We start from the raw sequence: 15,830 nt of genomic DNA, 5'->3' as shown, positions 1-15,830 counted from the left end.
CCTGCCCCCTACTCCCCTCGCCTCAACCCCTCTACCCGATGAAACTTGCCATAGTCAATCGAGCGCCGCCCATCGGAGGTCTGGCCCAAAATATCGGCCAAGCGGTGATCCCAGAGAATTTCGCCCGCCAGAAAGGAGTGGCGGGCGTGGATGGTCTGGGACAGGGTTTCATCCATGCCGGTGAGGATGATGATGATCTCACCGTTGACCGCCGCCAGGGAGGCCGAGGTTTCCCCATAGAGTGGGCTGTCGGGAGTAATGACGTGCATCGCCGTCCAGCTGAGGGCAAACAGGGGCGTTTGGGCGCGTACCATGGGCAGATCGTAGAAGCGGCGAAAAAACTCGCCCTCCGCCGTAACTTCGTCGCGCACCAGGGTGACCCACAGGCGGGCTTCGAGGATGCGGTTGCGGCGCTGGTTAGCGGCCCGAAACATCAGCGTCGGCACCCCATCGCAGGGGTGCACGACCGCATACTGGCTGAAGATGATCCGCGATCGCGGCAGCGAAAACCGGGCAAAGCACAGCCCCGTCACCATCGCCACCAACACCAGCCCGATCAGGGCTTCTAAAACCACCAGCCAGTTGGCGTAGTTGGTCTGGGGGTACATAGCCCCATAGCCAATCGAGGCCATGGTCTGCACGCTAAAGAAGAGCGCATCCAAAAAGGAGCCGGGGCGGGCGTTGGCAATGCTGCCGTCGCGAGCCAGGTAGGCCAGGGCAAACAGGGCATTGATGGCCAGATAGGCCAGGGCCAGCAGCAGCACAAAAACCGGCCACGACAGCGTCAACAACTGGTGGTAGAGGTCTTGCCAGGGCGATCGCACTTCACCCAGCCGCACAATGGTTGGGGTTTCGCCATCCCGCGCCACAATGCGCGAAGAAGACCGCTGCTTGGGCTGGAAACGCATAGCCATGAATCGAGAGAATAGGCAGGTCTCAGATCATCAGTAGCATAGGGCAAAAGGCAAGATAGAGGGCAGCGCTTAGAATTGGGGCAATACGTTTGGGGGCAAACATGCCGTCGCCATTTCCAGGGATGAACCCATACTTAGAAAATCCTGACCTGTGGCCGGAGGTGCATCACCTGCTGATTGGCCTGCTGGCGGAAACTTTAAACCCGCAGCTTTTGCCGACCTACCGAGTGGCAATTGAAAAGCGGGTTTACCAACTGAGCGGCGAAGATGCACTGCTGATTGGCATTCCCGACGTTGCGATCGCCTCTGCCCAAGCGAAAACTCATCCAAGCTCTGTCGCTGTTGTTTCACCCTCAACCCAGCCGGTAGCAGTGCTGCTACCGATGCCGATTGAGGTACAGGAAGGTTATTTGGAGGTACGCGAGGTTGCGACTCAAACCGTGGTCACTGTGATTGAGGTGCTATCCCCCGCCAACAAACGACCGGGGCGGGGCCGGGAGGCTTATCTGCAAAAGCGCGATCGCGTCTTGGGCAGTCATACCCACTTAGTTGAAATTGATCTACTGCGCAGTGGCACTCCCATGCCGATGGCCGGAGCCGGAGCCCGGAGCGACTATCGTATTTTAGTGAGTCGCCACGAGCGGCGGCCCCAGGCAGAGCTATACCCGTTTACGTTACGAGAACCCATTCCACCCTTTGCAGTACCGCTAAAGCCCCACAGTCAGGAACCAATGGTGCTGCTTGATGATCTACTGCAGCGGGTAATTGAACGGGCAGGGCTATCGGTGGTGCTCAACTACCAGGTTGCCCCGGTGCCAGAGGTGGCCGAGGGCGATCGCGCTTGGCTACAGGAGTTGTTGGCGCAGGAGTAGGGGCATAGCATGCTATGCCCCTACGAGGTTCCTAATTGTGAATCGGGGTTTGGGTGCTAGAACGCCGGTTCAGTATTCTCTGCCCCTCGTTCCAGTGCTCTGCATTGGAATGCTCGTTGGGGCCGTCATTTAGATACTGTACCGCTGCTCTAGCCTTCCATCAGGTTGGCCTCGACCACGTTGCTGGCAAAGCTCTCGTAGGCTCCGCCGACTTGTTTGGCCATCGTGTCGGGGAAGAGGTGGAACTTGCCGTCCTTCAGCGCCGTAACAATGCCGTCTCCCACGAGGGAAGGCGGCTCGGCAATTTCGCCCAGCCCCGCATCCTGGGCCATGTCGGTGGCGATCGGGCCGGGGTGAACGCTGACTACCAGGGTGCCCTGCTCACCCAGCTTCTCCCGCAGGGCCTGGGTGATGGAGTAAGCCGCTGCCTTGGAAGCAGAGTAGGTGGCAAAATCGGCAAAGTTCTTGATTGAGGCCACCGAGTTGAGCTGCACCAAGGCACCGCCGCCATTGGCTTTCAGCACGGGGGCAAAGGCCTGGGCCATGCGCATCAGGCCAAACACATTCATCTCCATTTCGTACTGAAGCGCAGCGATCGCATCCTCAGCCAGAGGACCGGCATTCTTCAGCACCCCGGCATTGTTGACTACCAGGTCTACGTCGCTGGCGGTTTGGGCAGCCTGGGCAATGGTGTCGGGCTGGGCCAGGTCAAAGGGGATGGGTACGACGCGGTCCCCGTAGGTTTCCACCAGCGATTGAGCCGAGTCCAGGTTGCGCACGGCGGCGTAGACCTTAGTGGCCCCGTGCTGGATCAGAGATTCTGCGATCGCCTTACCGATGCCGCGGTTAGCACCGGTGACGAGAGCTACTTTGCCATTTACGTCAAAAGTCATGGGATTATCTCCAGAAATTAAAGGAATGAGAACAATGTGGTCGGAGGAAATCTAAATGGGCGGGCAGTCTGACCCTTGAGGCCTGGTGGGCAGTGCCCACCCTACGACACCAACTGCCCTACGCGACCAGCTCAGCGACTGTGCCAAACTGGCTGCTGAAATTGGGTTTCAGCACGTCCATGCCGACCTGCACGGCGGGGCGAGCTTTTAGCGCCTCAATCCAGCGCTGCACCTGGGGAAATTCATCCAGCGTTAGGCCCATGTATGAGGTTTTGGCTGCCGCTACCCAGGGAAAGGTGGCGATATCGGCAATGGAATAATCGCCCGCCAGGTAGGGGGTTTTAGCCAGCTGGCTTTCCATCACGCCCAGCAGCCGCAGGGCTTCTTTTTCGTAGCGGTCAATGGCGTAGGGTACCGGCTCGGGGGCAGCGTTGCGAAAGTGACCAAGCTGGCCAAACATGGGGCCAACGCTGGCCATTTGAAACATCAGCCATTCAATCGTCCTGATGCGATCGCCTGTTTCAGTGGGCAGTAGCTTACCGCCCTTCTCCGCCAGGTAAATCAAAATGGCCCCCGACTCAAACACGGCCAGGTCATTGTCGCGATCGACAATCGCCGGAATTTTGTTGTTGGGGCTGATGGCTAAAAAATCGGGGTCAAACTGTTCGCCCTTGCCAATATTCACCGAGTGAATGGTGTAGGGCATTTCTAACTCTTCGAGCAGAATGGCGGGCTTGCGACCGTTGGGGGTCGTGAACGTATACAGATCAATCATGGGATACCTTCAGAATAGTGTCTCTCGTAGGGGCAAACGGTCGTTTGCCCTCGCCCAGGTCATGGCGAAATTCAGAAAAATCCAGACGACCCAATTAGCCGTCATTAGGCAATATGAATGCCGCACTCCTGCTTCAGCCCGTGGAAGCGGGTGTCGCGCTCATCTAGATCGCTGGCCATCAGCGGGCGGCTGGAGTGCCAGTCGCCGACGGTGACGTAGCCCTGGTCGAAAAAGGGGTGGTAGGGCAGGTCGTGGGCTTGCAGGTAGTCGTAGATATCCTTCGAGGTCCAGTGCAGAATTGGCAGAATCTTGTGAATGCCGTGCTGCTGTCCCACCAAATCCAGGGTTTTGCGGTGGTCAGTTTGCTGCGATCGCAGCCCAGCCAGCCAAGCCGTTGCCCCCAGTTCGCGCAGCGCCCGCTGCATGGGCTCGACCTTGCGAATCTGGTCGTACTGGTTGAGAGCTTGAACACTGTCCGTGTCCCACAGCCTGCCGTGGAGGGCCTCCATGCGGGCCGGGCTAAGGGGCGACTGGTAGACCCTGAGGTTTAAATCTAGTCGCTGGGTTAGTTCACTGGCGAAGCGGTAGGTCTCTTCAGGTAGATAGCCTGTATCGACCCAGATCACCGGCATATCGGGCACCGCCTGAGTCACCAAATGCAGCATCACCGCCGCCTGAATGCCAAAGCTGGTGCTCATCACTAGCCCAGGGCCAAAGGTATCGGCGGCCCATGCCACGATGGCCGCAGAGGTCTGAGGCGTGGCTTCTGTGGCGGGGAGCTTAGCCTGACCTGACAATGGGGCAAAGGAGCGGAACCCCTGGGCCAGGGTGGCTAGCTGCTCTGTGCTGGTAGATGGAGCAAGGGTAGCGATCATGCAGGCGCCTCCTTAAAAGGCTGTGGTTTGGGGCGTTGGTTGAGACAACTTATACAGAACGGTCTGTATGTTCTGATTATGTAGACAGGTCTGTCTATTGTCAATCCCTTCTCAGCCAATTCTTATTTCGGCGGCGAGCCAAAGAATGCTAAAAGCGCTTCGGTAAAGGCCTCTGGCGCATCCTGTTGTGCCCAGTGGGAGGCCCCCTCCAGGGCATGGAAGTGGGCGGTAGGAATTTCGCTGGCGAGCCGCTGGCCATCCTCGGCTTTCTGCCAGGGGTCGTCCATGCCCCAGAGAACCATCGTCGGGGCGGTGATATCGCTGTGGCGATCGACCAGGGCCATGGTCTGGTTGGCGTTGAGGGCAGCGGCGTTGCGGATCAAGCTGAGCTTGCCTTCCTCACTGGCCCATGGGGCGATGATCCCAACCCGAAATTCGGAGGTGAGCTGATTGAGGTTCGACAGTCCTGCCGCCAGACTCTCTTCCAAGGCTGCGACCAAATCTTCCACCGGGCGAGGCTGCCAGCGCAGGGGATGGCCAAAGTCGAGCATGTCGTCGTCAAAGCGGTCGTAGCAGACCGAGTTGGCAATCACCAGGCGACGGACAAGGTGGGAATGCTCGATCGCTAGAATCAGCGCCACCGCGCCGCCCGTGTCGTGACCCACCACATCCACCCGGTTCAACTCCAAGGCAGCCAGCAGCGCCACAACCATGCGAGCCTGGTCCTGGAAGGATCGATCGAAGCGATCGCGCCGATCTGACCAGCCGTGGCCCAAAAAGTCTGGAGCCAGCACCCGATAGCCCGCCTGCACCAGGGGCGGAATCACCGCGTGGTACAAGTAGCCCCAGGTGGGGATGCCGTGCATCAGCAGCACCGTGCCCCGCCGGGCTTCGCCCGCGTCGATATAGCGAATGGTGACGGGGAGGTGGGCCACCTTTGACAGCAAAATCTCTTGCTGGGAGGCTCTGAATTCCTGCCAATTGGGCCAGCTTAAGGGGGTTGAGGTCATAGTGTTGCTCTGTTACAGAGTGCAGACAAATGGCCGAGACCTAGGATATTATACAGACAGACCTGTCTACATTGTGCAATTCCATGGCCCGCTCATCTGCTTCCCGCCCCTGCGCCCGCGATCGCATCCTGGCGGCGGCCTCTGAGCTGTTCTACAAAGAGGGTGTCCACTGCGTCGGCATCGATCGCATCATTGCCGAGTCGGGGGTGGCCAAAATGTCGCTCTACAACCACTTCAAGTCCAAGGATGCGCTGATCGCCGCCTGGCTTGAGGATCAGCACCAGGGCTGGCGCGAGTGGTTTCAGGCTGCGATCGCCCGCCACGCCGAAGCCTCCGGCGAGTCGCCCCTCCTCGCCATTTTTGACGCCCTGCGCGAGTGGATTGAGAAGCCCAACTTTCGCGGCTGCGCCTTTATCAACTCAGCGGTGGAGCTGGTCGATGCCGAGCACCCCGGCTACCAGATCACCCTGGCCCACCAGCAGGCCGTCGCCGACTACATCCTCACCCTGGTCAAAGCGGCTAATCTGCCCAACCCCGAAGACCTGGCCAAGCAGCTGATGATTTTAATGCAGGGGGCCACCGTGGTCGCCATGATGCACGGCTGCCCCAATGCGGCGGGTCAGGCCAAAGCCGCCGCCGCTGTCTTAATCGAGGCAGCTTCTCCCTAAAGCCCACCTTCCATCCCTGGCAATCTAAAATCCCCAATCCAAAATCTCCAACGGGTTATCCTACACATAAGTCCCTCTCCCCGGAGGCATCCATGACCGCCCTCTGGCCCCAGGCCACCACTACCTACCCCAGCTCCGACGGTGAACCCGTGGCCGAAACCTACGCCCATTTCTACGCCCTGCTAATTACGTTGGAGGTCTTACGGCAATACCTCGCGGGGCGGCAGGCTACGGTTTTGGCTAACCAGTTCATGTACTACGCTCAGGGTTTTCCCAAGCTGCGAGTCGCTCCCGATGTCATGGTGATTTTTGAGGTGGAGCCTGGCGGGCGCGACAACTACAAAATTTGGGAAGAGGGCCAGGTGCCATCGGCCATCTTTGAAATGACCTCCGCAGGGACGCGCCAGCAGGATGAAGTTGAAAAAAAGACCCTCTATGAAGGGCTGGGAGTGCAAGAATACTGGCTGTTTGACCCCAAGGGCGAGTGGATTGCCGAGCAGCTCAAGGGCTACCGTCTACGCGATGAGGTTTATATACCAATCGAGGATAGCTGTAGCGAACCACTGGGACTACGTTTGCAGATTGACGGCGGACTAATTGCCTTCTATCGGCAGGACACAGGCGAGAAGCTGCTGATCCCCGATGAGCTGGCGGCGGCGCTCAGGCAGGAGGCGCTGCTGCGGCAGCAGGCCGAACAGCGGGCGGCGGCAGCAGAACGTCGGGCTTCAGCAGCAGAGCAGGCATTGGAAGCTTTCAAGGCGCAACTGCGCGATCGCGGCATCGACCCGGAAACCTTGCTCAACTAGAATCGCAGGATCTTTTCTGAGCCAACCGGCTGGTCAATCGGGTGAACCATGACGACTTTCCGGAAAACCGCGATATGGCGCTGAGGAGATCTGTAAGGCGGCGGCCCAGGCCAGATCTGCACCGAGCATTTCAACTTTGGGCACCCTAAACTGCATATCCTCTTTGATCACAAGACAACGCTATGGTGGCTCGTACATTTGGTTGCTTTGGCTCTGCGATCGCGGTTGTGGCGGGGCTAGCAGGGAGCATCTGGGTACTCAACCTGCCCTACCCCATGATCCGCTGGCCCGTGGCAAAGACGGCTCCCCTGATCTTGCTGCCCAGCTATATCAAGATGGATCACGACTACCGGCAGGCGGTGTCGCTGGTAGCCCAGGCCGACCAGCTCGTCAACCAGGCTACCTCCGCTAGTGATATCGCCCTGGGCGAAGAAAAAGTTACCCAGGCCCAAGTGCACCTAGATGGTTTACCAGTTTGGTTTCTGGGCTACTACCCCAGGGGCTACTGCGGTTTCGTAGGCTGTAGCTGGCAGTTTACCCTCGACGAGTTCGAGTCAGCCCGCCGCGAAATTGGCCGCATGGAAGCGGTGGTGTTTCAAGAACGCAACGCTCAAAACCTGCTCGAAGAAGGTACCTTGGCGGTTGAGTCAGCCCAACAGGCCTATCAAACGTCACAGGTGGGCGCAGACCGGGCTACGGCCCTGGCCAACTGGCAGCGGGGCATGGATAAACTCAACGAAATTCCGCCGGAGACCCTGGCGGGGCGGCAATCGGCCACCAAGCTCCAGGCCTACCAGCGCGACTATCAGCAGGTCTCGGGCAATGTCGCCGGGGGCAATCGATCGAATACGCTAGTCGATGCAGCGAAGAAATTTGCTTATGAAGCTGCCGTGGCTGGACAAAACCCGCCCCATAGCGCCGCCACCTGGAATCGCATTGCCAATCAGTGGAAAACCGCGATCGCCCGTCTAGAAGCCATCCCGATCGAAGACCCTGGCTATAGCGAAGCCCAGGGCTTGCTGGCTCAGTACCAAAACAACCTCGGCGTTGTGCAAGAAAATGCGGCGAAAGAAGAAGCCTCTGCTAGAGCATTAGAGAATGCCAAAGCCAAAAACACCCGCATGCTAGGCAGAGATCTAGATAGCATGGCGGCCAATCAAATCGCTAGCCTGCTTCAAGAGGTGATTGATGAGCTGGAGAAGGTGCAGCCGGGCACAACCAGCTATGCCGAGGCCAGCCGATTGCTAAATCTTGCGAACCAAAAGCTGGCGCAGCTCCAGTAAATTGCGCGTAACCCAGGCGCAACAACTCCCTATGGTTACATGGGTAGTGCCGGAGATAATGATGAACTGTTATACGTATGAGCCGGTAGCAAACCATACTCTAAAATTGGCATTAGCTACTCCCTAATCAATGGCCTGAGCCGCGAGAGCAACGTTGTTCTGTTTTGCAAAACGTTTTGCATCTCCGGAAACAGGTCAGTCACTGGTGTATTTGATGACGAAACTCACCACAAACGTCACTCCATGCTGAAGCTTGCCGACCTACAACTGGGCCAAAAATTCACCCTGCTGCTGCTGCTTGTGTTCCTGGGCGGTATCGTTGCCAGCAGTGTTGCCCTCTCCGCTGTGCTCAACCAAAATGCCCAGGTGCAGCTGACTACCAAAGCGCTGATGCTGATGGAAACCATGAACTCGGTGCGAGATTACACCTCTAACCAGGTCAATCCAGAGCTGGCCGATCGCCTCAATACCGAATTTTTACCCGAAACTGTGCCCGCCTATTCTGCCCGCGAAGTCTTTGAAACGTTTCGCGGCAACCCAATCTATGCCGATTTTTTCTATAAAGAAGCGACTCTCAACCCCACCAATCTGCGCGACAAAGCCGACGACTTTGAGGCTCAGCTGGTGGCTCAATTTAAGCAGCAGACAACCACTGGAGAAACCAGCGGCTTTCGCCAAAGCCCAGCGGGCGATCTCTATTACATTGCGCGGCCCATCAAAGTCTCTCAGGCCAGCTGCTTAGAATGCCACAGCACCCCTGCCGCGGCCCCCGCCAGCATGATCGAGCGCTACGGCAGTGAAAACGGCTTTGGCTGGCAACAGGATGAAATTGTGGGGGCCCAAATGATCTCGGTGCCGGCTGCTAAGGTGCTGCAAAGTGCCCGTCAGGCGCTGCTGCTGATTCTCGGCATTTTTGTCATTGCCTTCTCCATCGCTATTGTGATGGTCAACCTCTGGTTGAAGCGCTATGTTGTGCGCCCGCTCAATCGGATGGCGATGGCGGCAGAGGCGGCCAGTATGGGTGATGCTGGGGCCGAGTTTAGCCAAACCTCTAACGATGAAGTGGGTAAGCTGGCAGGGGCATTTAACCGCATGCAAATGAGTTTACAAATGGCGATGCAACGCCTCGATCGCTACCGTGACGGACGGCGAAACTCCGGTGACTTGTCGCGTTAACGACCGGGTGGCGCGTAACGCCAGCTTGCCGATGTTGTCGGGGTGCCAGCCAAGGTACCCCTACTGCATTTGTTGGCGGAAGTCTGCCGCTTTTTGAGCATCGGGAATTTCGGCGGCTAGGCGAGTTACCAGTTCCTGGGCCGATAGGTTGGGGAAATCGTCTAGGGTGTCTTTGACCAGATAGCTGGCCATCGGGCCAATGCAGCGGGTCAGGTTCTGGCGGCAACGACTGAGAAATGCGGGACTGAGATGGTCGGCAGCCGATGATAGATTTGCAGCTGCCTGTGGGGGGTCTACCTTAGATAAGGTTGCAACACCAGAGCTTACATCGCTTGTATCTTGGGCGATCGCACCCTGGAGACGACTGACAAAATCAGTCGCCTGATTGCCGTTAGATAACTGACTTGCCAAGATATCGACAAACTCTGCTGGCGTTGCCTGGGGATACTGATCGACCATCTCTTCGACCACCACGCTTGCCATCGGGCCAATACAGCGGGTCAGTTCTTGACGACAAGTCTCTATAAATGATCGGTCGTACAGCTTAGCATCAGCCAGGCTGGGCTCTTCAACGGTAGGCGAATCGGGCCGGTTGACCGACTGCGCCCAGGCGGGTTCATCGGTGAGGGGAGAGATCGGCGATGAGTTGCTGTCTACCAGTTGGGTCAGGCGTTGCACCACCTCAGCGACTTCTTGAAAGCGCGCCTTGGGCTTTTGCTGCACCATCTGAGTCAGAATATCCTCCAGGGTGGGGCTAAGGCTGACGTAGCTTTGCCAGCGCCACTCTAGGGAGTCTTGGTCGATCAAATCGCGGGGGTAGCGGCTGGTGAGCAGAACAATGGCCGTCACCCCTAGGGCATAGAGATCGCTCCCCGGAAAGCATTGCCCCAGGTGAATTTGCTCGGGCGGTGAGTAGCCAAATTTGCCCACCATTGTAGGGGCGTGGCCTTCATCACCCTCCTCCAGGTCACCGGAGAGGAGGGTGGTGATGGCATCGCTAACCAGGCCAAAGTCAATTAATACCGGCAGATTGCGATCGCGACAGTACATGATGTTGTCGGGCGAAATGTCCCGATGCACAATTCCCAACCTGTGGAGATAATCTAGCACCTGCAGCATTTGCATCAGCCATTGGATCACCTCCGCCTCAGAAAATTGGCTCTGCTGCTGGCGGCGCTGCTTGATCAGCTGAGAATAGGGCACGCCATCAATATATTCCTGCACGATAAACAGGCGGTTTTTCTGAGTAAAGCAGGCCAGAAACTTAGGCACCTGGGGATGATCGAGCTGGTAAAGGGTTTTGGCTTCTCGTTTAAAGAGATCTAGGGCCTTTTGAAGATTGTCCCCTGATTTTTTGGTGGGGAAAAACTCCTTCAGCACGCAGGCTTCGCCAAAGCGCTGGGAGTCTTGCACCAGATAAGACCGGCCAAAACCACCCTGACCCAATACCCGCTGCACAATATATCGGCCACCAATTTTACTGCCCGGAGCAAATATCTGCCGGTCTTTGGGCTCTGCCGCTGGCTCATGGGTATTGGCCAACTCGTGAGCCGTTGTGGGTTCGTGGGCATCGGCTGCGATCGCGGCTGTAGGGTTGACCTCACGATGCCCCCTCGGCAAGGCGTGAACATGGTAAGCCGGTACTAATTCCTGAATATTTTTGAGCTGTAGCGGCCCGGCATAGGTGACATCTAAGTCAAGCCGCGACTTGACGACATCGTAGACCAGCTTAGAAATACAGAGACCGCTAGGGTGAGCCTCGGTCTGTAAGCGAGCGGCAATATTGACCCCATTGCCCATTACATCTGACTGGCTAAAGAAGACATCTCCCAAATGAATGCCAATTCGATGCAGCAGGGCGGGCTCACCATCTCGGGTGTCGTCAGTGCGGGCCAGTTTTTGCTGAATGGCTAGGCCACAGCTCACGGCTTGTACCGCACTGGCGAAGTACATGAGTAGGCCATCACCCGTCGATTTTAAAACTTTGCCCTCAAAATCTTGGCAGAGCTTTTCCATCAACTCTTGATCGCGCTGAATCTGAGAAAGCGTGGATTCTTCATGTACCGCCATGCGGGCGCTAAAGCCAACTGCATCAGTCAGCACAATGGCGGCTAGGGTGCGATGTCCGTGGGTCACACTCATCAGTTATAAGGATGGGTAGAGGCTGAAAATCGCTAACGAGAGTGGTGCATTACCGGTTAGCTAAGGGTAATTTCACCTCGTGGGCGGCAATTTCCTGAAAGTATCCCTGATGGCTGCTGGTAGAGTGCTCAGTACCTGACGGCTCTGTTAGGCGTGATCTGGCAGGCTGCCCATGCCAATCCATCACGCTCGGTGAAAATACGATGCTGGTCTTAATTCTATCTTACTGATTCAACCTGCTTGGTGATGCCGCTCACGGGCTGTCGCCGAGGCAGACGGTGCCCAATCGGTCAATGACTATCTGACAGGGAGGTCTCAGCTAGGGTCAGCACCGCTGGCTGCTCCTTAACCCGCGCTTCTAGAGGGCGTACCTTCTCGACTAGGGCGATCAGCTGAGTTAAGTCAGGCGGGGGTGAGTTGGAAATGTAGCCCGCATCCGTGGTCATAGCCGAGGGCGCATTCTGCATGGCCTGCTCGATGTACTGCTGTTGGTTGCGATCGACCGTAGGACTAATCAAAACTGCGCCGGGCGGAATGGCGCGACTGGCGTGCAAGATACGAAACGTGTTCGGCCCAAAATCTTTGCGGTATTGCTGAAAGTTATCTTCTGACAGCGCCCCGGCGGTCACTCGGCCATCGGCGATCCACTCCAGCGCGGTGGCTGGAGTGGGGGCAAACTCAATGGCTTCTAGGGTGAGGCCATAGAGATCGTACAGGGGGAGGTAATAGCCGGTCGCCGATCCGGCTTCGCCTAGGGCAATGGTCTGGTTGGCCAGATCGCCCAGGGCCTGTAATGAGCTATCGTTGCGCACCACCAGCACAGACTTTTGGTTGGGGGCCCCTAGGGTTGGAAAGATAGGGAGATAGTTGGCTTCTGCGATCGCAATGGCGGCTAGCCCCGATGGGGCAAACACCAGTGACCAGTTGTCTGCCCGAATCTGCTCAACGGCGCGAATTTCGTTAAATACGGGCTCTAGTTCGACGACGGCCTGGAGTTGTTCAGCCAGATAGGTTTGAAAGCGTTGGTACTTTTCTAGAGAGCTGGCCCCTGAGTCGTAGCTCACTAGCCCGATGGTGAGTCGCGTTGGCTGCTGAGACCCCTGATCCGAACCACAGCCGCTGGTCTGCAAGAGCAATACGGCTATCAGACCCGCCACACATAGGTTGAAAAACCGCCGCAGTCGACTCATGCTCTGTACAACGTTGAACTAGATTTCCACGGGTAAGTTGCACCAGGGTTGGTAGCTTAGAGCTTAGATCGAAGGATCGCAGAATCTGACGCTTCTTCGTATTCTGTGACGTTAGGGATTCTGTGACGTTAGGGCTGCTGGTGGTGGGGGTACAAGGGGCTGGTGCTAAATCCCGTGGGCTACCCAAAGTAGGGCGGTGCGTTGCCTGGGGTCCACTTGATGTTGCAGCCGACGCTGGGTGCTTGGTCGGGCATAGGTTGCCCCGTCAGCACCGCATCGAGGGCTGCACGCAGGTCTTTGCCGGTCACAGGTTTACCGTTGCTGGGGCGGCTGTCGTCGAGTTGACCCCGATATACCAAGAGTTTTTCCTGGTCAAACACAAAAAAGTCGGGGGTGCAGGCGGCAGTATAGGCCTTGGCGACGGCTTGGGTCTCATCAAAACAGTAGGGAAAGGGAAAGCCCACCTCCTGGGCCTGGGCCTTGAGAAACTCGGGGCCATCCTGCGGGTGGGTTTGTAGGCTGTTGGCGCTGATGGCGACCATGCCAACCCCCTTGGGGCCGTAGTCTTTGCCAATGCGGGCCAGCTCGTGCTCGACATGCTTAACAAAGGGGCAGTGGCGGCAGATAAACATCACCAGTAGCGCCCGAGCCTCGGCAAAGGTGCCGAGGGTAATGGTTTCGCCACTGACCACATCGGTCAGTTCAAAGGTAGGGGCCGCAGTGCCCAGGGGCAGCATGGTAGATTCCACCATAACCATGGGGTTAGTCTCCAGGGTGAGTTTTCTTTATAGTACTGAATGGTACTGGGGGATTTGGCTATGACCGCAGCTAAGCTAACGGCCATTCGCAACTACCGGTTGATTTCGCCCACCCTGGCCACCGCCGGGCAGCCCACCGCCGAGCAGTTTGAGGTGGTGGCCCAGGCAGGCTATGCGGTGGTGATTAACCTGGCCCTATCTACCTCAGACCACGCCATTGTCAGTGAAGCAGAGTTGGTAAAAAGCCTGGGGATGACCCACTTTCACATCCCGGTGGTCTGGGAAGCCCCGAGCCAGGGAGATTTGGAGATCTTTTTTAGGGTAATGGAGCGGAATCGCGACCTCAATGTCTTTGTCCACTGCGCTCTTAACATGCGGGTCTCCGCCTTTGTCTACCTTTACCGGGTGCTGCGCCTGGGGGTCGAACCCTCGGTCGCCCAGGTAGATCTTCACCGCATTTGGCAGCCTAATCCCACCTGGCAAGCCTTCATCGATCAGGCGTTGGTAGCCAAATAGCCCGTCGCTTTTTCGGTGGACGGCAGCGCCTGAGGTTGACACAATAGCCCTATTCATTTGGCCTGAACGATGCAGATGAGCTTGAGCTTTGCCCCCTCGACAGCGGACATGGAGGCGGCGTTCTACCGCAAAGATGCCAGCTACGATGGCCTGTTTTTTGTGGCGGTGCGCACCACCGGCATTTTTTGTCGGCCCTCCTGTTCATCGTGCCCCAAGCGTGAAAATATAGAATTTTTTCTGTCGCTGCGAGAGGCGATGGTGGCTGGGTACCGTCCCTGCAAGCGCTGCCAGCCCGAAGCTAGCCTAGAGCAACCGCCCGACTGGGTGAGCCAGCTGATGGAGCGGGCCGAGACCCAGGCGGGGAAAAAGCTCACCGCCGAAGATTGGCACCAGCTGGGTGTTACCCCCGAACGGGCGCGGCGGTGGTTTAAAGACCACTACGGCATGACCTTTGCCGAATGGTGCCGGGCCCGACGGTTGGCCGGGGCCTTTAGCCAAATTCGCAACGGCGCATTGTTGGACGATGTCGTGTTTGCCCAGGGCTACGACTCCCACAGCGGCTTTCGGCAGGCCTTTGCCCAGACCTTTGGCGGGCCGCCGGGCCAGGCCGAGACCCAGTCATATATTGCAGTGGAGCTGATCGAAACCCCGATTGGGCTGATGGTGGCCGGGGCCGTAGACGACGGCCTGTGCCTGCTGGAGTACAGCGATCCGCGGCGGCTGGAACGTCACTATGCGGCTCTGCGCCAGCGGCTGGGCTGCGCGGTGTTGCCCGTTAGCCATCCCCATTTGACGACCCTTAAAACCGAGCTCCAGCGCTACTTTGCTGGTGAGTTTGGGGGCGATCTCTCCCCCTTCACCGTCCCCCTGGCCTTCCAGGGCACGCCGTTTCAAACCACCGTTTGGGAGGAGCTGCGGCGGATTCCCTACGGCGAAACCATAGCCTACGACGAGCTAGCCCAGCGGATTGGCCAACCCACAGCCATGCGCGCAGTAGCGCGGGCCAATGGCAGCAACCGCATCAGCATTGTGGTGCCCTGTCACCGGGTGATTGGCAAAGATGGTTCGCTCACCGGCTATGGCGGGGGGCTATGGCGCAAACGGCTGCTGCTGGAGCTAGAGCGCACGGGGCAGCTGCCGGGACGGTAGCTGCAAATTTTGGATTTTTAGATTTCGGATTGGCGATTTTGGCCAAGGGCTTGTAGGGGCGAACGGCTGTTCGCCCGATCGGGGTATTGGAAAAAAGCAAAGGATCGACAACGCGATGAAACGCTGGCATTCGGCAGTGGAATTTGTTTTGCTGGCCGCCCTTTGGGGTGGCTCGTTTTTGTTTATGCGGGTAGCCGCCCCGGAGTTTGGCCCAGTGTGGCTGATTGAACTAAGGCTGGTGCTGGCTAGCCTAGCGCTATTACCGCTGGTGCTCCGGCGGGGATTGTGGGCGGTGGGGCTATCCCACTGGCGACATTTGCTCGTGGTCGGTGCGCTGAACTCAGCCTTGCCCTTTGTGCTACTGGCCTACGCCACGCTGTCATTGCCAGCAGGGTTTACCTCGATTTTGAATGCTACCGCGCCGCTGTTTGGTACGGCGATCGCCGTGATCTGGCTCAAAGAACGATACTCCTTAAGCCGAATGACGGGTCTAACCCTAGGATTTATCGGGGTGGTGATATTGCTGGGTTGGCAGCCGATTGTGGATATGGATGGCTTTGGGCTGGCGGTGATGGCTGGGTTGGGTGCCGCCTGCTGCTATGCGATCGCAGCGCCCTACGTCCGCCATCACCTGACCGGAGTAAGTAGGCAGTTGAGATTAAATGTAAGATAGCAGGGTAGCCAGAGTGCCCTCAAATGCCCGCCCCATTACGCATCATTTTGACCGAGGAAGAAGACCGCACGTTAAGTGAACTTCGGGAGGCTCAGACAGTTCCCTATCGGACGCGTGACCGAGCGCATAT

The 15,830-nt window shown here is 57.7% G+C and carries 16 protein-coding genes; 8 read left to right on the top strand and 8 right to left on the bottom strand.

Going from position 1 to position 15,830, the window contains the following annotated elements; translation table 11 throughout:
• Positions 1–8: 8 nt before the first annotated feature.
• Positions 9–908: an ion channel gene (locus IQ254_RS23545; protein WP_193968595.1), complete on the bottom strand. Its 900-nt coding sequence runs from the start codon at positions 906–908 to the stop codon at positions 9–11.
• Between the two features lie 107 nt (positions 909–1,015).
• Between IQ254_RS23545 and IQ254_RS23540 the strand changes: the two genes are divergently transcribed.
• A complete protein-coding gene (locus IQ254_RS23540) occupies positions 1,016–1,786 on the top strand; it encodes a DUF4058 family protein (protein ID WP_193968593.1) in 771 nt (256 codons plus the stop codon).
• A 149-nt stretch (positions 1,787–1,935) separates the two neighbouring features.
• Here the strand turns inward: IQ254_RS23540 and IQ254_RS23535 are convergent, their stop codons facing one another.
• The 4 genes from IQ254_RS23535 to IQ254_RS23520 all read right to left on the bottom strand — a co-directional run bounded on the left by IQ254_RS23535 (position 1,936) and on the right by IQ254_RS23520 (position 5,339).
• Entirely contained in the window at positions 1,936–2,679 is a 744-nt protein-coding gene (locus tag IQ254_RS23535; protein WP_193968592.1) for an SDR family oxidoreductase, read from the bottom strand.
• A gap of 118 nt (positions 2,680–2,797) precedes the next feature.
• Positions 2,798–3,454: a glutathione S-transferase N-terminal domain-containing protein gene (locus IQ254_RS23530; RefSeq protein WP_193968591.1), complete on the bottom strand. Its 657-nt coding sequence runs from the start codon at positions 3,452–3,454 to the stop codon at positions 2,798–2,800.
• Positions 3,455–3,558: 104 nt separating this feature from the next.
• Positions 3,559–4,329, bottom strand: a complete 771-nt coding sequence (gene cysH, locus IQ254_RS23525; protein WP_193968590.1) for a phosphoadenosine phosphosulfate reductase — start codon at positions 4,327–4,329, stop codon at positions 3,559–3,561.
• 122 nt (positions 4,330–4,451) lie between these two features.
• Positions 4,452–5,339 (bottom strand): alpha/beta fold hydrolase, encoded by an 888-nt coding sequence (locus IQ254_RS23520; protein WP_193968589.1) that lies wholly within the window; start codon positions 5,337–5,339, stop codon positions 4,452–4,454.
• Positions 5,340–5,422: 83 nt separating this feature from the next.
• Here IQ254_RS23520 and IQ254_RS23515 point away from each other — a divergent pair, with 83 nt between their 5' ends.
• From IQ254_RS23515 to IQ254_RS23500, 4 genes are all read left to right on the top strand, one after another.
• A complete protein-coding gene (locus tag IQ254_RS23515) occupies positions 5,423–6,007 on the top strand; it encodes a TetR/AcrR family transcriptional regulator (RefSeq protein ID WP_193968588.1) in 585 nt (194 codons plus the stop codon).
• Between the two features lie 92 nt (positions 6,008–6,099).
• The gene (locus tag IQ254_RS23510) at positions 6,100–6,813 is read left to right on the top strand and encodes a Uma2 family endonuclease (RefSeq protein ID WP_193968587.1); all 714 of its coding nucleotides are present in this window, start codon (positions 6,100–6,102) and stop codon (positions 6,811–6,813) included.
• 182 nt (positions 6,814–6,995) lie between these two features.
• The gene (locus IQ254_RS23505; protein ID WP_193968586.1) at positions 6,996–8,096 is read left to right on the top strand and encodes a hypothetical protein; all 1,101 of its coding nucleotides are present in this window, start codon (positions 6,996–6,998) and stop codon (positions 8,094–8,096) included.
• A gap of 243 nt (positions 8,097–8,339) precedes the next feature.
• Positions 8,340–9,272: a DUF3365 domain-containing protein gene (locus IQ254_RS23500; RefSeq protein ID WP_193968585.1), complete on the top strand. Its 933-nt coding sequence runs from the start codon at positions 8,340–8,342 to the stop codon at positions 9,270–9,272.
• A 60-nt stretch (positions 9,273–9,332) separates the two neighbouring features.
• Here IQ254_RS23500 and IQ254_RS23495 read toward each other — a convergent pair whose 3' ends face one another.
• The 3 genes from IQ254_RS23495 to IQ254_RS23485 form a co-directional block, all read right to left on the bottom strand.
• Positions 9,333–11,414, bottom strand: coding sequence for a protein kinase (locus tag IQ254_RS23495; protein ID WP_193968584.1), 2,082 nt, complete (start codon positions 11,412–11,414; stop codon positions 9,333–9,335).
• A 290-nt stretch (positions 11,415–11,704) separates the two neighbouring features.
• Positions 11,705–12,604: a phosphate/phosphite/phosphonate ABC transporter substrate-binding protein gene (locus IQ254_RS23490; protein ID WP_193968583.1), complete on the bottom strand. Its 900-nt coding sequence runs from the start codon at positions 12,602–12,604 to the stop codon at positions 11,705–11,707.
• Between the two features lie 179 nt (positions 12,605–12,783).
• A complete protein-coding gene (locus tag IQ254_RS23485) occupies positions 12,784–13,362 on the bottom strand; it encodes a thioredoxin family protein (protein WP_193968582.1) in 579 nt (192 codons plus the stop codon).
• A 60-nt stretch (positions 13,363–13,422) separates the two neighbouring features.
• Here IQ254_RS23485 and IQ254_RS23480 point away from each other — a divergent pair, with 60 nt between their 5' ends.
• The 3 genes from IQ254_RS23480 (at position 13,423) to IQ254_RS23470 (ending at position 15,700) form a co-directional block, all read left to right on the top strand.
• Entirely contained in the window at positions 13,423–13,878 is a 456-nt protein-coding gene (locus IQ254_RS23480) for a protein tyrosine phosphatase family protein (protein WP_193968581.1), read from the top strand.
• 69 nt (positions 13,879–13,947) lie between these two features.
• Positions 13,948–15,027 carry a bifunctional transcriptional activator/DNA repair enzyme AdaA gene (locus IQ254_RS32705; protein ID WP_278000360.1) on the top strand — a complete coding sequence of 360 codons (1,080 nt, stop codon included), beginning with the start codon at positions 13,948–13,950 and terminating at the stop codon, positions 15,025–15,027.
• Between the two features lie 115 nt (positions 15,028–15,142).
• Complete coding sequence (locus tag IQ254_RS23470; protein WP_193968580.1) at positions 15,143–15,700, top strand: DMT family transporter; 558 nt, start codon at positions 15,143–15,145, stop codon at positions 15,698–15,700.
• The last annotated feature ends 130 nt before the right edge of the window (positions 15,701–15,830 follow it).

Source organism: Nodosilinea sp. LEGE 07088, from assembly GCF_015207395.1.
In the GTDB taxonomy this organism is placed as follows: Bacteria; Cyanobacteriota; Cyanobacteriia; order Phormidesmidales; family Phormidesmidaceae; genus Nodosilinea.
Note: the sequence above shows the minus strand (reverse complement) of the source record. Positions and strands in the feature narration are given on the sequence as shown.

Excerpts from the sequence above, each read along its gene's own strand:
- IQ254_RS23545 (WP_193968595.1), bottom strand. The coding sequence starts at position 908 with ATGCGTTTCCAGCCCAAGCAGCGGTCTTCTTCGCGCATTGTGGCGCGG.
- IQ254_RS23540 (WP_193968593.1), top strand. The coding sequence starts at position 1,016 with ATGCCGTCGCCATTTCCAGGGATGAACCCATACTTAGAAAATCCTGAC.
- IQ254_RS23535 (WP_193968592.1), bottom strand. The coding sequence starts at position 2,679 with ATGACTTTTGACGTAAATGGCAAAGTAGCTCTCGTCACCGGTGCTAAC.
- IQ254_RS23530 (WP_193968591.1), bottom strand. The coding sequence starts at position 3,454 with ATGATTGATCTGTATACGTTCACGACCCCCAACGGTCGCAAGCCCGCC.
- cysH (WP_193968590.1), bottom strand. The coding sequence starts at position 4,329 with ATGATCGCTACCCTTGCTCCATCTACCAGCACAGAGCAGCTAGCCACC.
- IQ254_RS23520 (WP_193968589.1), bottom strand. The coding sequence starts at position 5,339 with ATGACCTCAACCCCCTTAAGCTGGCCCAATTGGCAGGAATTCAGAGCC.
- IQ254_RS23515 (WP_193968588.1), top strand. The coding sequence starts at position 5,423 with ATGGCCCGCTCATCTGCTTCCCGCCCCTGCGCCCGCGATCGCATCCTG.
- IQ254_RS23510 (WP_193968587.1), top strand. The coding sequence starts at position 6,100 with ATGACCGCCCTCTGGCCCCAGGCCACCACTACCTACCCCAGCTCCGAC.
- IQ254_RS23505 (WP_193968586.1), top strand. The coding sequence starts at position 6,996 with ATGGTGGCTCGTACATTTGGTTGCTTTGGCTCTGCGATCGCGGTTGTG.
- IQ254_RS23500 (WP_193968585.1), top strand. The coding sequence starts at position 8,340 with ATGCTGAAGCTTGCCGACCTACAACTGGGCCAAAAATTCACCCTGCTG.
- IQ254_RS23495 (WP_193968584.1), bottom strand. The coding sequence starts at position 11,414 with ATGAGTGTGACCCACGGACATCGCACCCTAGCCGCCATTGTGCTGACT.
- IQ254_RS23490 (WP_193968583.1), bottom strand. The coding sequence starts at position 12,604 with ATGAGTCGACTGCGGCGGTTTTTCAACCTATGTGTGGCGGGTCTGATA.
- IQ254_RS23485 (WP_193968582.1), bottom strand. The coding sequence starts at position 13,362 with ATGGTTATGGTGGAATCTACCATGCTGCCCCTGGGCACTGCGGCCCCT.
- IQ254_RS23480 (WP_193968581.1), top strand. The coding sequence starts at position 13,423 with ATGACCGCAGCTAAGCTAACGGCCATTCGCAACTACCGGTTGATTTCG.
- IQ254_RS32705 (WP_278000360.1), top strand. The coding sequence starts at position 13,948 with ATGCAGATGAGCTTGAGCTTTGCCCCCTCGACAGCGGACATGGAGGCG.
- IQ254_RS23470 (WP_193968580.1), top strand. The coding sequence starts at position 15,143 with ATGAAACGCTGGCATTCGGCAGTGGAATTTGTTTTGCTGGCCGCCCTT.